This window comes from Paraburkholderia silviterrae (assembly GCF_004353915.1).
GTDB classification, from domain to species: domain Bacteria; phylum Pseudomonadota; class Gammaproteobacteria; order Burkholderiales; family Burkholderiaceae; genus Paraburkholderia; species Paraburkholderia silviterrae.
Window position 1 is genome coordinate 23,681 of record NZ_SMRP01000003.1, and the last position, 14,463, is coordinate 38,143.

Sequence of the window (14,463 nt, forward strand, 5' to 3'; positions counted from 1 at the left end):
GCGGGCTTAACCCGCTTAACCGGCGTCCGGCGCGGCGTTCGCCGCCGTGTCGTAATCGACAAAGCCGGACTCGCGGCAGAAGCTCACGAGCCGCAGCCCGGCGCGCTTCGCAATGGCGATGGCGAGCGTCGAGGGCGCCGAGATGGTCGCCACCATCGGGATGCCCACGCGCGCGGCCTTGCGCACCAGCTCGTAGCTCGCCCGGCTCGAGAGGAAGATGAAGCCCTGCTGCGTGTCGGCGCGCTCGATCACCAACTGGCCGATGAGCTTGTCCAGCGCGTTGTGGCGGCCTACGTCTTCGAACGCGCGCAGGATTGCGCCGCTCGCGTCGCACCAGGCGGCGGCGTGCAGCCCGCCTGTGAGCTTCGTGAGCGCCTGATGCTGCGGCAGTTCGCGGGCGGCGCGCGCGATGGCGTCCGGTGCGAGGCGCCCGAGGAAGCCCGTATCGGGCACCGTTTCCGGTTCGAGGTCGAGCAGATCGATGCTCTCGATGCCGCACACGCCACAGCCGCTGCGCCCGGCCAGGGCGCGGCGCTTTTCCTTCAACTCGACGAACGCTTGCTGCACGACCGTGAGATGGACCTCGGCGTGCGGCAAATCGTCTGAATCCGGCTTCGCGTACCAGTAGACTTCGATGTCCTGGATATCGGCGTTGCGTTCGACGATGCCTTCCGAGATGGCAAAGCCCACCGCGAACGCTTCGAGATCGCGCGGCGTGCACATCATGACGGCGTGCGAAATGCCGTTGAAGACGAGCGCGACGGGCCATTCCTGGCCCACGTGATCGGCGAGCGTTTCTACCGTGCCGCCGCGGTGGCGATGCACGCGCAGCTCGACGGCGCCGGGCTGGCCTTCGGTTTCCAGCGGATTCGGCGCGGCGGCTGCCGCGGTGGGCAAATCAGGGTTCGGGCGGGAATTCAAGCGGGGTGCTCCATCAAATTCATGTGCGTCCGCATGCTGCCAGGCGCTTCCTTGTGCGGCGCGCAAGGCGGGGCCGCCGAGGCGTTCGGCGAGGCCGCGCGGGGATGCTCTTGACGCGGAAGGTTCTAAAATACCTCAAGCGGGCTCCTTTCGCCGCCGTCCAGCTATGCTCCGGCTTTGCGTCCGAATGGGTCTGGATGGGGCTGGATGGGTCCGGATGTGCTCGGATTGGCCCGCTTCGCGAGGATAACGCCATGGCATTGAACGAAGCTCCGCTGCTGTTCCATTACGAGGTCGAATCGTCGGAAGACCTCACCTTTATCCCCATGTGCGTGCGCTTCAATCTGGATCGCTTCGGGTTGCGCATCTCGCTCGCGCAGTGGCAGTTGCTGCCCTACGAGGACCGACGCCTGCTCGCGCGCTTTCCCGTCGACGAGGACACCGAGATCGAGCCGAATTTCGATCACGCGCTCTTCGAGATGTTACGCACGCATGCCAACGTCGAGCCCGAATGGTTCGCGCCCGAGGAGGCGCCCGCGTGGCGGGACGCCAATACCGTGCCGGGCGGCATCGCGAATCAGGCGGCGCTCGCGAACCTGCGCGCGCCGGCCGTCGACGACTGGGCGCGGCTTGCGCCGTTTCAGCGCTATGTGCTGACCAAGCTCGCACGCAAGCCCGAGGCGAACCACGATTTCGTGCCGGCGATGCAGGAGTTCGGGCTGGCGGCGCCTCGCCAGGCGGCGCCCTGATCCGTGACATCAGCCGTGCCGTGAGGAGCGCCGCGCCAGGCGCTCGCGCATTTTCCTAAAGCCCTTGCCGCTCGTTGCCGTTATCCGGAATGGCGCACCGCGCGCCAGCCTGTCGCGCGCAGGTCGTTAGCAGCCTCTCCGTGCCCGCCCTACGGGGACGAACGACGTTCGGCATTCATGAATCTTCACTACTCAAAACGGCACCTCATCAACCTGTTGGTCGTTGCGGCTGCCGTGGGCGCAAACGCTTTCGTGGCCTGGGCGCAGATCGATGCGCAGCGTGAGATCGACCAGCGGGCCGCGCAGGCCGCGCGCGTGCGGCATGATCTGGATCGTTTGCGTAGAGCACTGGGCAGCGGGCTCGCTGCACTCGGCCGCTTCGAGGCCGACGGCGCAGCCGAACCCCCCGGCGCGCGCGAGGCCCGCGCGGCGGAACTCGACGACACGGCGCAGGTGCTGCGCGCCGAACTGGCAGCAGACCCCGCGCTGGCGCAGCGCTTTGAGAACGTGGCGGCACAAGCGTCACGGCTCGCCGACGAGATCGACGACACGCTCGCTCGCGCACAGGAGCGTCTCGCCGATGCCCGCGTGCAGGCCAGTGCGCAGCAAGCCGAGGCGGCTCACGAAGCGTTGGCGGGGCAAGGCGGCACGGCGCAAGCTGGCGGTGTGCGGGATACCGGGTTCGTTGCGGTGGCGCCAGCGCATGGGCGCGACTTGTCGTCGTGGGGCAAGACGGGCGGGTCCGTATCGAGTCTTGTCGAGTCGTATGCGGGCAAGGCGGGCGTGCTGGCATCGAGTCTTGTCGAGCCGTATGCGGGCAAGCCGGGTGTGCTGGCACCAAGCCTTGCTGCGCCGTATGCGAACAAACCGGGCGTGTCGGCAGCGAGCCTTGCTGCGCCGTATGCGAACAAACCGGGCGTGTCGGCAGCGAGCCTTGCTGCGCCGTATTCGACCAAGCCGGGCGTGCCGGCAATGAGCCTTGCTGCGCCGTATGCGACCAAACCGGGCGTGTCGGCAACGAGTCTCGCCTCGCCGTATTCGAGCAAGCCGGGCACACTGGCATCGAGTCTTGCCGATCCCTATGCGAAAAAGCCGGCACTGCCGGGATCGAGCCTTGCCGAGCCGTACGCGAGCAGCACAACCGTCGCGGATACGGCCGCGCAGCCCGCAGTTGCGCCAACCGCGCAACCGGACGTCCCAGCGCAGCCGGTCGCCGCGGATCACGCGCTGGCCGGTGTTGCGCCGTGGGTCGCGAGCGAATACATCCGCCTCGACACACGCGTCGACCGCGTCGACGCCAGGCTCTCGTCGTTGCAGGGCGAGCAGGATCGCGCGCTTGCCAGCGCGTTCGCCGAGTCGTCGAGCGCGGGCCGCCGCGCGTCGATTCTGCTGATCGTGACGATGCTCTCGGGCGCGGCGCTCCTCATCTACACCTTTGGTGCACGTGAGAACGCCGCACGCGAAAAGCTGCGCGCGCTCGCCGGCATGCGTGCGCGCAACGAGCGCTTCCAGGGTCTGTTCGACGCCCACCCGGTGCCGATGTACGTGTTCGACCGCGAGACGTTGCGCTTTCTCGCGGTCAATGTGGCGGCGATCCAGCAATACGGCTACAGCGAGGAAGAGTTCCTCGCCATGACGATCCGCGAGATCCGCCCGGCCGACGACGTCGCGCGGCTCGAACAGCATCTCGCGCGCTCGGACACCCTCACGCAGAACGTGCGCACGATGGCCGGCATCTGGCGCCATGCGCGCCGCGACGGCTCGCTCATCAGCGCCGACATCTCGCACCATTCGCTCGTTTTCCAGGGCCGCGCGGCGGTGTTCGTGCTCGCCGACGACGTGACCGAGCAGATCAAGGCCGAGGTCGAGGCGCAGCGCTCCAACCAGATGCTCGAGACGGTGATCGACAACATCCCGCAGCGGATCTTCTGGAAGGACGCGCAATCACGCTATCTGGGCTGCAACATGACGTTCGCGCGCGACGCGGGCCTGGCTTACCCCGAGCAGATCGTCGGCAAGACCGACGACGACTTGCCATGGCGCGCGTATGCACTCGCCTGGCATGCGCAGGACCGCGACGTGATCGAATCGGGCCTGCCGCGCATCAACTTCGAAGAAGAGCTGACGATCGACGGCGTGCACCGCACCACGCTCACAAGCAAGCTGCCGCTGCTCGACGGCGATGGCCGCGTGATGGGCGTGCTCGGCAGCTACTCGGACACCACCGAGAGCAAACGCGCCGACCTCGCGCTGCGCCTGCAAAGCCGGGCACTCGACGCCTGCGTCAACGCGATCCTGATCACCGGGCCGGGGCCGGACGGAAGCAACCTGATCGAGTACGCGAATCCCGCGTTTCGCCGCATCACCGGCTACGATCCGGCCGATGTGATCGGTCAGGACTGCCGCTTCCTGCAACGCGACGACCGCGACCAGGAAGGGCTCATCGCCGTGCGCCAGGCGCTGCTCGCGAACCGCGAGGTGAGCGCCGTGCTGCGCAACTACCGCAAGGACGGCGCGCTGTTCTGGAATCAATTGCTGATCGCGCCGGTGCCGGACCTCGACGGCGGCATCACGCACCATATCGGCATCATCAACGACGTGACCGAGCTGATCCGCTATCAGGAGCAGCTCGAATACCAGGCGAACTACGACAGCCTCACGCAACTGCCTAACCGCAACCTGCTGCGCGACCGCCTCCAGCAGGCGCTCGTCTCGGCGCAGCGCCACGCGCGCGGCGTGGCCGTGTTGTTTATCGACCTCGACGGCTTCAAGAACGTCAACGACAGCCTCGGCCACAGCGTGGGCGACCGGCTGCTGGGTGTGGTGGCCGAGCGGCTCACGCGCTGCACGCGCACGAGCGACACCGTTGCGCGCCACGGCGGCGACGAGTTCGTGATCGTGCTGACGGACACCATCGACGAAAAGTCGCTGATCGGCTGGATGGAGCGTGCGCGCTCGATGATCTCGGAGCCGGTATGGATCGACGGCACCGAGCTCTACGTGGGCTGCAGCATGGGCGCGAGCGTGTATCCGCAAGACGGCAACGACGCCGAGGCGCTGCTCAAGAAGGCCGACGTGGCCATGTATCGCGCGAAGGAACTGGGCCGCAACACGTTCCAGTTCTATCAGCCGGAGATGAACGCGAGCGCGGGCGCGCGCATGAACCTCGAGCGGCGCCTGCGCCGCGCGCTGCGTGACGGCGAGTTCCTGCTGCACTACCAGCCGCAGGTGGAGATCGAGGGCGGGCGCATCGTCGGCATGGAGGCGCTCGTGCGCTGGAGCGATCCCGAGGCGGGGCTCGTGCCGCCGGCGCAGTTCATTCCGGTTGCGGAGGAGAGCGGCCTGATCGGCCCGCTTTCCGATTGGGTGCTGCGCGAGGCCTGCCGGCAGAACCGCGCGTGGCAGGACGCGGGGCTGCCGCCCGTGCGCGTTTCCGTGAATTTTTCGGCGAAGACGTTCCATCAGCGCGACATCACCGAGCTGGTGAAGGGTGTGCTTCAGGAGACGGGGCTCGACCCGTGCTGGCTCGAAGTCGAGCTCACCGAAAGCACGCTGATGCGCAATACGGAAGAGGCGGTCTCGATGCTCAACGCGCTTCATGAGGCGGGCGTGGGGATCGCCATCGACGATTTCGGCACCGGCTATTCGAGCCTGAGCTATCTGAAGCGGCTGCCGGTGGACCGGCTCAAGATCGACCGCTCGTTCGTGGCGGACATCGGCAACAGCAGCGACGACGAGACCATCACCGCGGCCATCATCGCGCTGGCGCATGAGCTGCGGCTGCAGGTGATCGCCGAAGGGGTGGAGACGTCGCAACAGTTCGCGTTCCTGCGCGAGCGCGCATGCGACGAGCTGCAAGGGTATTTCTTCGCGCCGCCGATGCCGGGCGCGGAAGCCGCGGCGCTCCTGAGCGCGAGCCTGGCATACGAGGAAGGCGCGGGGCTCGCGTGGCCGGCTTGATGTGCCTTCGGAGGGCCTGATGCAAGCGGATCGGGTCGTGCACGCGGCAAGCCCGCGCGCCGTGCCCGGTCATGCGAACGCGTCTGCAACCGGGCGCTGCGGCGCGATGTACGAACCGGGCGGGCTGGACCTTATTCGACCGCCGGCAACGGACGCGGGCGGCGGTCGGCGCCCGTGGCCACGTAGGTGAGCGTCGCTTCGGTCACCTTCACGACTTCATCGCTCAGACGCATGCGCTGGGCGTAGACCTCGACCTCGACGGTCACCGAGGTCGTGCCGGTTTTGACGATATCGGCATAAAAGCTCAGCAGGTCGCCGACAAACACCGGCTGCTTGAACAGGAACGAGTTCACCGCGACGGTCGCGACGCGGCCGTTGGCGCGGCGGCTCGCCGGGATCGAGCCGGCGATGTCGACCTGCGACATGATCCAGCCGCCGAACACGTCGCCGTGGACGTTGGCGTCGGAGGGCTGCGGCACGACGCGCAGCGCGGGCGACTTCTGGGGGAGCGGGGAAGAGTCGGTCATTGGGTGTCCATGAAAAGGGCTGGAACAGCGGGGCTCCAACAGCAGGGCAGATACGGGACATAGGCGGCACAAAAACGCCGCCGCAGACGCGGCCTCATGTCCTGGTAGAGGTAGCACACGGGACGCGGCGCCCGGTGGCACAGGCCAGTTGTACGCGCCAGTTGCACGCGCCAGTGGCCGTCAGCGGGGCGCGCTGCCTTCTGCGACAATACGGTGTCAGGAATTGTACGGGAAAGCGGCAGGCGCGGCGGTGCAGCCAGAACGGCACACAGCATCGATCCGGCGCGCCCCGGAACCCGTCGTCCATCTCCCCAACAATACGCTGTGCTTCCCGCGCGCGACCTTGACTCTCGAGGCGCCCGCTCGCGGCACGCCCCTGGTCGCCCGTCCATGCGCCGCTTTCCCGCCTCCAACGAACCCGCGCCGCTCGCCACCGGGCCGCGCAACGACTGGCAGACCATCATTTCGCTGCTGCCGTATCTCACCGCCTACAAGTGGCGCGTGGCGTTCGCGCTCACTTGCCTGATCGGCGCGAAGGTCGCTAACCTCGGCGTGCCGATCGTGATGAAGCACATCGTCGACAATCTCGCCGCCGTACGGCACCTCACCGCGCTCGGGCGCGCCGAGCACGCCCCCGGCATCGTGCTGATGGGCGGCGTGGGGCTCCTCGTGGTGGCCTATGCGGTGGTGCGCCTCTCGACGTCCCTTTTCACGGAGATGCGCGAGATCCTCTTTTCGAAGGTGACGGAAAGCGCCGTGCGCCAGCTCGCGCTCAAGGTGTTCCAGCATCTGCATGCGCTTTCGCTGCGCTTTCATCTGGAGCGCCAGACCGGCGGCATGTCGCGCGACATCGAACGCGGCACGCGCGGCATCACGCAGCTCATCTCGTACTCGCTCTACAGCATCTTGCCGACGCTCGTCGAAGTGGGCCTCGTGCTGGGCTTCTTCACGGTGAAATATGAGGCGTACTACGCAATCGTCACGCTCGTGGCGCTGGCCGCGTACATCGTCTTCACCGTGAAAGTGACCGAGTGGCGCACGCATTTTCGCCGCACGATGAACGAGCTCGATTCACGCGCGAACTCGCGGGCGATCGACTCGCTCATCAACTACGAGACCGTGAAGTACTTCGGCAACGAAGCGTGGGAGACGCAGCGCTACGACGAGAACCTGCGCCGCTACCGTGCGGCGGCGATCAAGTCGCAGCAGTCGCTTTCCGCGCTCAACTTCGGGCAGCAGGCGATCATCGGCACGGGGCTCGTGTTCATCCTGTGGCGCGCGACCCAGGGCGTGATGGCCGGCAAGCTCACGCTGGGCGACCTCGTGCTCATCAACACCTTCATGCTGCAGCTTTACATTCCGCTGAATTTTCTCGGCGTGGTGTATCGCGAGCTCAAGCAGAGCCTCACCGACATGGACCGCATGTTCACCTTGCTCACCGTCGCGCGCGAGGTGCCCGATGCGCCGGGCGCGCCGCCGCTAGCGGTGCGCGGCGGCGAGGTGCGCTTCACGCACGTGAATTTCGCCTATGAACCGGCGCGTCAGATCCTGCATGACGTGAGCTTCACCATTGCGGCGGGCACGACGACGGCGGTCGTGGGCCACAGCGGCTCGGGCAAGTCCACGCTCTCGCGCCTGTTGTTCCGCTTCTACGATCTCGACCGCGAGACGGGCGGCGCGATCACGATCGACGGCCAGGACATTCGCGACGTGACGCAGGATTCGCTGCGCGCGTCGATCGGCATCGTGCCGCAGGACACGGTGCTCTTCAACGATTCGATCTACTACAACATCGCCTACGGCCGGCCCGAGGCGAGCCGCGAGGAAGTGATCGCGGCGGCGCGCGCGGCGCACATTCACGCGTTCATCGAGAGCCTGCCGAAGGGCTATGACACGCCGGTGGGCGAGCGGGGCCTCAAGCTCTCGGGCGGCGAGAAGCAGCGCGTGGCGATCGCGCGCACGCTGCTCAAGAATCCGCCGATCCTGCTGTTCGACGAGGCGACCTCGGCGCTCGATTCGCGCTCGGAGCGCGCGATCCAGCATGAGCTCGATCTGATCGCGCGCGAGCGCACGACGCTCGTGATCGCGCACCGGCTTTCAACGATCGTGCACGCCCAGCAGATCATCGTGATGGATCACGGACGCATCGTGGAGCGCGGCACGCACGCGGAGCTTCTGCGCGCCGAAGGCCAGTATGCGCAGATGTGGGCGCTGCAGCAGCAGCGGGCGAGCGAAGCGGACCGGGCCGCGGCCGAGCCGGCTTCGATTGCCACTGAGCGCGGACGCTAGAGCGGGCACTGAACGCGGATCAGCCGCGCTGCGTCACGCGCAACGCGGTGTCGAGCGCCGCGAGCTGCGCGGGCGTGCCCACGTTTTCCCAGTGCCCCTCGAAGAGCTCGCCGCTCGCGCGCTTCGCCGCGATGGCCTCGCGGTAGTACGGCGTGAGCGCGCGCTTCTCGCCGCGCGGCAGGCTGCGGAACATGCGCGTGTCGTAGAGGCCGATATTGCCGAAGGTGTAGCGCGGCGCGCCGTCGAGCGCGAGCAGGCCGTCGGCGCCGAGCGCGAAGTCGCCGGCCCGGTGAAAGGGCGGATTGGGCACCATCACGAGATGCATGCCGGGCTCGGGCTGCGCCGCGAGCGCCTCGGCGCGCGCGTTCAACACGCCGAAGTCGTATTCGCTATAGACATCGCCGCTCACCGCGAGAAACACGGCCGGCTCGCCCGCGCGCTCGAGCAAGGGCAGCGCCTGGGCGATGCCGCCCGCGGTTTCGAGCGCGTCGGTCTCGGCGGAGTAGTGCAGCTGCACGCCGAAGCGCGCGCCGTTGCCGAGCGCGGCCTCGATCTGCGCGCCGAGCCACGCGTGATTGATGACGACGCGCGTGTAGCCCGCCGCCGCGAGCCGCTCTATCTGCCAGACGATGAGCGGCTTGCCGCCGGCTTCGAGCAGCGGTTTCGGGCAGGTGTCGGTGAGCGGGCGCATGCGCTCGCCGCGCCCGGCGGCGAAGATCATCGCCGTGCGCTCCGCCGTGTCCATTGCAGGGGCACGCGTCATGAATTCGACCTTGTTGTCATGAATGATTGAGGGGAGCCAGCGCGATCAGAACGTGTAGCCGACGTCGGCGCTCGTGCCTTGCAACTCGTCGATGAGCCGCGCGAACGGCACAAGCGGACGATAGCGGTGCGCGACCTTGCCCGCGTAGTCGAGAAAGCGCGGCAGGTCGGCCATGTAGTGGGGCTTGGCGTCCCGATAGTTGATGCGGCAAAAGAGGCCCAGCACCTTGATGTGGCGCTGCAGCCCCATCCATTCGAGCTGGCGGTAGAACTCGCCGAAGTCCGCATCGACGGGCAGCCCGGCCTTCTTCGCGCGCTCCCAGTAGTACGCGAAGCAGTCGAGCTCGAACTCCTCGTCCCAGCTCAGGAACGCGTCGCGCAACAGCGAGGCGATGTCGTAGGTGATCGGGCCGTAGACCGCGTCCTGGAAGTCGAGCACGCCGGGGTTGGGTGTCGCGATCATCAAGTTGCGCGGCATGAAATCGCGCAGCATGAAGACCTGCGGCTGGGCGCGCGCGCTCGCAATCAGCAGCGCGAAGGTGCGATCGAGCACGCCTCGCGTGGCTTCGTCGACCTTGCGGCCCAGATGGCGCTCCAGATACCACTCGGGCATCAGTTCCATCTCGCGGCGCAGGAACGCCTCGTCGAAGGCGGGGAGCACGTCCTCGCGCGAGGCGAGCTGGAAGCGGATCAGCGCGTCGATGGCGTCGCGCATGAGCGCGCGCGCTTGAGGGCCGGGGCCCGCATCGGTGAGCGCCTTGAGGTAAGGGGCCGTGCCGAGATCGGTCACGAGCATGAGACCCGCGTCGAGATCGACTTCGAGCACGCGCGGCACGTGCACGCCGGCCGCCTCGAGCAGCTGCGCGACCTGCACGAACTCGCGGCACTTTTCGGGCGGCGGCGCGTCGACGGCGATCAGCGTCGCGCCGTGCGTGCCGGCACTCGCGAGGCGGAAGTAGCGGCGAAAGCTCGCGTCGGCGGAGGCTGGGGCGAGGGTGGCGAGGTCGAGCGCGTATTTTTCTGCGTGGCCGGCAAGCCAGGCGGCGAGCAGGTCGCGGCGGGCGTCGGCCGGGGAAGACGGGGCTATGAGGGTCATGAAAACCGGAGGCAAAATCAGTGGATCAACGTCTTGCCATATAATACCCCACGACTTTTTTGACGCGACTCGCGCCAAAGCCCGCATGACGGTTCGCTCGCCGCACTTATCGCCAGTCCATCGTCCGATGAATTGTAAATAATTGTGCGCGAAGTTGCCTTGATCGTTGCTTCGACCGTCGCCCTGCTCCGGTTTCTCGCCCGAGCCAGGGTCACGAGGCCGATGCACCGGCAGTGGAGCCGTGATGGGCGGGCAGGCTGACGGGCCGATACGCCAAAACCATACATGCCGCCCAGACAGTTTTTCCAGACGATCTCCAAAAGTGACGACGGCGTGCCGGGCAAGCGGCGGCTCATCGCGGCGCTCGTGGCCATGCCGGGTCTCTTGCCCGCGCTCGCGCACGCCCAGCTCGCGGGTGACGCTGCGCAGCCCCAGCGGCTGGACGACGCGTGGAGCCTGCGTCTTTCCCCGCAACTCGAGGATCATCCGAACGCGCCCGGCCAGCGGCCGGCCACGTTCGTGCTCGGCGATTCGGCCACCGGGACATCGGGCGCCGACACCGCCGTCAAAGGCTCGGCCGAGCTGCGCCAGGGCACGAACGTCGTCAAGGGCGACGCGCTTCACTACGACGAAGACACCGACATGGCCGACGCCTACGGCAATGTCGTCGTCAATCAGAGCGGCACGACCTTCGCCGGTCCGGAAGCGCACCTGAAGGTCGAGGCGAACGAGGGCTTCATGCCCACGCCGAAGTACCACTTTTCGGTGACCGGCGGCTCGGGTAGCGGCGAGCGCGCGGACCTGCTCGACAGCGAGCGCTCGGTGCTCACCAACGGCACCTACACGGCCTGTCAGTGTTCGTCGGATCCGGCCTGGTATATCAAGGGCACCGAGTTCGACTTCGACACGGGCGCGGACGAAGGCGTCGCGCACAACAGCGTGCTGTTCTTCCAGAACGTGCCGATTTTCGCGAGCCCGTGGTTCTCGTTTCCGCTCTCGGGCGATCGCCGCAGCGGCCTGTTGCCGCCGACGTTCTCGATCAGCTCGACGAACGGCTTCGAGTTGTCGATGCCGTATTACTTCAACATCGCGCCGAACCGCGACCTCACGCTCACGCCCGAGATCATCTCGAAGCGCGGCGCGTTCATGCAGGCCAACTACCGGTATCTCTCGACGAACTACTCGGGCACGTTCACCGGTACGTTCCTGCCCAACGACGCGATCACGAAGACCAACCGCTACGCGCTGTTCATCCAGCACAACCAGAACTTCGGCAACGGGTTCGCCGGTTACATCTACTACAACAAGGTCTCGGACAACACCTATCCGGAAGACCTGGCGTCGCCCGCCAATCAGTTCCTGAACGGCACGCAGACGCTGTACCAGCAGGAAGCGGGCATCACGTACAACAACGGACCCTGGTCCGTGCTCGGCCGCTATCAGCACTGGCAGACGCTTTCGCCGTCGATTGCGCCGTACGGCCGCGAGCCCGAGCTCAACGTGAAGTACGCGAAGTACAACGTGGGCGGCTTCGACTACGGCATGGAAGCCGACTACTCGCGCTTTCGCATCACGACGGCGGATGCGACCGAGGGCGACCGCGTTGTCTTCAACCCGTACCTGTCGTACTCGCTCACGGGGCCGGGATACTTCGTCACGCCGAAGGTGCAATGGCACTTCGCGGACTACAACCTGAGCAACATCGGCAATGACGTGCCCGCCGGCACGCCCAAGAGCTTCACCGAATCGATCCCCACCTTCACGTTCGACACGGGGCTCGTGTTCGACCGCTCGGTGCATCTGTTCGGCACGGATTACATCCAGACCCTGGAACCGCGCCTGTACTACGTCTACACGCCGTACCGCAACCAGGAGTTCGCGCCCCTTTTCGACACCGCGGAAGCCGACTTCGGCCTCGCGGAGATCTTTACGCCGAACACCTTCGTCGGCAACGACCGCATTGCCGATGCGAACCGTCTCACGGCGGCGCTGACCACGCGCTTCATCGACGCAGCCACGGGCGACGAGCGCGCGCGCTTCGTGATCGCGCAGCAATACTATTTCACCGACCAGCGCGTCACGCTGATCCCGGGCGAGTCGCCCGGCACCGGCACGGCGCATTCGGACCTGATTGCCGGCATGTCGCTTAAGATCGGGGGCGGTTTCGCTTCGGAAACGGCGTTCCAATATAATGCCGACCAGGGCCAGCTGACCAAGGCGAGCGTTGGCTTCGGCTATAGCCCGGGGCCGAGCCGCGTGCTCAACGTGGCCTACCGGTACACGCGCGAGAACAGCAGCACGCTCGACAATCAGCCCATCAACCAGATCCTGATTTCGGCTCAATGGCCGTTCTCGCATCGGGTGTACGCTGTGGGCCGCTTCAATTACGATCTGAACGGCCACAAGATCGTCGACGGCCTGGTCGGCATGCAGTACGACGCGGATTGCTGGGCGCTCGGCGTCGGCATCCAGCGCTATGCGAACGGGATCAACACCACTGGCGGGAATAATTCGGCCACGCGTTTTCTCGCGCAGTTGACGCTCAAGGGGTTGTCGAACGTGGACAACGGCCTCGTTGCGGCGTTCAAGGCCGGCGTGCCGGGCTACACGCAGCCGCCAGGACAACCGCCGCTGCCGTCGCGCTTTACGGATTATCAATAACGCGTGAACCGGCGCATGCGGCCCCAGAGCCTCGCGAGCCGGTGCAGTGCGGGTTCGGTTGCATAGAGACGGGCGAAGCGGCCCGCCAACTTTGTTTGGAGTATCTGTGGGAATCATGAAAAAGCTTCGCCTGGCAGCGTTCGCTGCGAGTATCTTCGCCGTCGCGGGACTGTTGCCGGCCGCGCCGGTGTTCGCGCAGGGGCTCGCGCCCGCCGCCGGTGGCCAGACGGCCGACACGATCGCGGCGGTCGTCAACGACGGCGTGATCACGCAGCGCGAGCTCGACAACCGCGTCGGGCTCATCACGCGCCGCCTGAACCAGCAGAACGCGCCGGTCCCGCCCATGGACCAGTTGCAGGCGCAGGTGCTCAACCAGATGGTGCTCGAGCGCATTCAGCTGCAAAAGGCGAAGGAAGACGGCATCTCGGTCGACGACACCGCCGTGCAGCGCACCCTCGAGCGCCTCGCCCAGGCCAACGGCATGGACCTCGCCACCTACCGCGCGCGCATCGAAGCGGCCGGCGTGCCCTGGGCCACGTTCACGAAGGACGCGCGCACCGAGCTCACGCTCTCGAAGCTGCGCGAGAAGGAAGTGGATAGCAAGATCTCGGTCAGTGACGCCGAAGTCGCGAACTACATCGCGAGCCAGCGCGGGCCGAACGCGGGTCAGCAAAACGACCTGCACTTCGAGCACATCTTGATCAAGGCGCCGCTGAACGCGCCGGAGACCGACATCGAAGCCGCGCAGAAGAAAGCCGACGATCTCCTGAAAGAGGCGCAATCGGGCAGCAAGTTCTCGAGCCTCGCGAAGTCGAACTCGCAGGCGGCCGACGCCAGCAAGGGCGGCGACATGGGCTTCCTGCCGCCCTCGAAGCTGCCGCCCGAGTGGGTCACGGCCGCCTCCACGCTGCGTCCGGGCGAGGTGAACCCCTCGGTGATCCGCACCAACGACGGCTTCGAGATCGTTCGCCTCGTCGAGCGCCGCCAGGGGCAGGGTACGAGCGCCGCGGCGCCGCAACTCGTGCAGACGCACGTACGCCACATTCTGCTGCGCGTGGGTGACGGCATGTCCGAGCCGCAGGCGCGCCAGAAGCTGCTGGAAATCAAGAAGGAAGTGCAGGCCGGCGGCGACTTCGCCAAGTTCGCGCACACCTATTCGCAGGACGGCTCGGCCTCGCAAGGCGGCGACCTCGGCTGGATCAGCCCGGGTGAAACCGTGCCCGAATTCGAGCGCGCCATGAACACGCTGCAGGACGGTCAGATCAGCGACCCGGTGCGCACCGAATACGGCTATCACCTGATCCAGGTGCTGGGCCGCCGTGAAGCGGAAGGCTCGGTTGCGCAGCAGATGGATCTCGCGCGCCAGGCCATCGGCCAGCGCAAGGCGGAGCAGGCTTACGCCGACTGGCTGCGCCAGTTGCGCGACACGGCCTACGTCGACTACAAGATCAGCGGCCTGACGCCGCCGCAGCAACACTGATCCCCCGCAAAGGAACCA

At 66.7% G+C, this 14,463-nt stretch carries 9 protein-coding genes; 5 read left to right on the plus strand and 4 right to left on the minus strand.

What is annotated here, in order from left to right; translation table 11 throughout:
* Nucleotides 1–15 precede the first annotated feature (15 nt).
* Entirely contained in the window at nucleotides 16–897 is an 882-nt protein-coding gene (gene fdhD, locus EYW47_RS07545; protein WP_133194743.1) for a formate dehydrogenase accessory sulfurtransferase FdhD, read from the minus strand.
* A 278-nt stretch (nucleotides 898–1,175) separates the two neighbouring features.
* On the opposite strand from fdhD, the gene EYW47_RS07550 reads away from it, so the two are divergent.
* A complete protein-coding gene (locus EYW47_RS07550) occupies nucleotides 1,176–1,670 on the plus strand; it encodes a nitrate reductase associated protein (RefSeq protein WP_133194262.1) in 495 nt (164 codons plus the stop codon).
* Between the two features lie 177 nt (nucleotides 1,671–1,847).
* Nucleotides 1,848–5,630: an EAL domain-containing protein gene (locus tag EYW47_RS07555; RefSeq protein WP_240763597.1), complete on the plus strand. Its 3,783-nt coding sequence runs from the start codon at nucleotides 1,848–1,850 to the stop codon at nucleotides 5,628–5,630.
* 131 nt (nucleotides 5,631–5,761) lie between these two features.
* Here the strand turns inward: EYW47_RS07555 and EYW47_RS07560 are convergent, their stop codons facing one another.
* A complete protein-coding gene (locus EYW47_RS07560) occupies nucleotides 5,762–6,157 on the minus strand; it encodes an acyl-CoA thioesterase (RefSeq protein WP_133194263.1) in 396 nt (131 codons plus the stop codon).
* Between the two features lie 390 nt (nucleotides 6,158–6,547).
* Here EYW47_RS07560 and EYW47_RS07565 point away from each other — a divergent pair, with 390 nt between their 5' ends.
* Entirely contained in the window at nucleotides 6,548–8,446 is a 1,899-nt protein-coding gene (locus EYW47_RS07565) for an ABCB family ABC transporter ATP-binding protein/permease (RefSeq protein ID WP_133194264.1), read from the plus strand.
* Between the two features lie 19 nt (nucleotides 8,447–8,465).
* Here the strand turns inward: EYW47_RS07565 and murU are convergent, their stop codons facing one another.
* Together murU and EYW47_RS07575 are read right to left on the minus strand one after the other, a co-directional pair.
* Complete coding sequence (gene murU, locus EYW47_RS07570; RefSeq protein ID WP_165976523.1) at nucleotides 8,466–9,191, minus strand: N-acetylmuramate alpha-1-phosphate uridylyltransferase MurU; 726 nt, start codon at nucleotides 9,189–9,191, stop codon at nucleotides 8,466–8,468.
* A gap of 63 nt (nucleotides 9,192–9,254) precedes the next feature.
* Nucleotides 9,255–10,304, minus strand: a complete 1,050-nt coding sequence (locus tag EYW47_RS07575) for an aminoglycoside phosphotransferase family protein (protein ID WP_133194265.1) — start codon at nucleotides 10,302–10,304, stop codon at nucleotides 9,255–9,257.
* A 285-nt stretch (nucleotides 10,305–10,589) separates the two neighbouring features.
* Here EYW47_RS07575 and EYW47_RS07580 point away from each other — a divergent pair, with 285 nt between their 5' ends.
* Nucleotides 10,590–12,965: an LPS-assembly protein LptD gene (locus tag EYW47_RS07580; protein WP_133194266.1), complete on the plus strand. Its 2,376-nt coding sequence runs from the start codon at nucleotides 10,590–10,592 to the stop codon at nucleotides 12,963–12,965.
* 106 nt (nucleotides 12,966–13,071) lie between these two features.
* Nucleotides 13,072–14,445 (plus strand): peptidylprolyl isomerase, encoded by a 1,374-nt coding sequence (locus EYW47_RS07585; protein ID WP_133194267.1) that lies wholly within the window; start codon nucleotides 13,072–13,074, stop codon nucleotides 14,443–14,445.
* Nucleotides 14,446–14,463: the final 18 nt, after the last annotated feature.

Bases quoted from the DNA above. Each gene is read 5' to 3' on its own strand.
- EYW47_RS07580 (WP_133194266.1), top strand. From the start codon at position 10,590: ATGCCGCCCAGACAGTTTTTCCAGACGATCTCCAAAAGTGACGACGGC.
- EYW47_RS07555 (WP_240763597.1), top strand. From the start codon at position 1,848: ATGAATCTTCACTACTCAAAACGGCACCTCATCAACCTGTTGGTCGTT.
- murU (WP_165976523.1), bottom strand. From the start codon at position 9,191: ATGGACACGGCGGAGCGCACGGCGATGATCTTCGCCGCCGGGCGCGGC.
- EYW47_RS07575 (WP_133194265.1), bottom strand. From the start codon at position 10,304: ATGACCCTCATAGCCCCGTCTTCCCCGGCCGACGCCCGCCGCGACCTG.
- EYW47_RS07565 (WP_133194264.1), top strand. From the start codon at position 6,548: ATGCGCCGCTTTCCCGCCTCCAACGAACCCGCGCCGCTCGCCACCGGG.
- EYW47_RS07550 (WP_133194262.1), top strand. From the start codon at position 1,176: ATGGCATTGAACGAAGCTCCGCTGCTGTTCCATTACGAGGTCGAATCG.
- EYW47_RS07560 (WP_133194263.1), bottom strand. From the start codon at position 6,157: ATGACCGACTCTTCCCCGCTCCCCCAGAAGTCGCCCGCGCTGCGCGTC.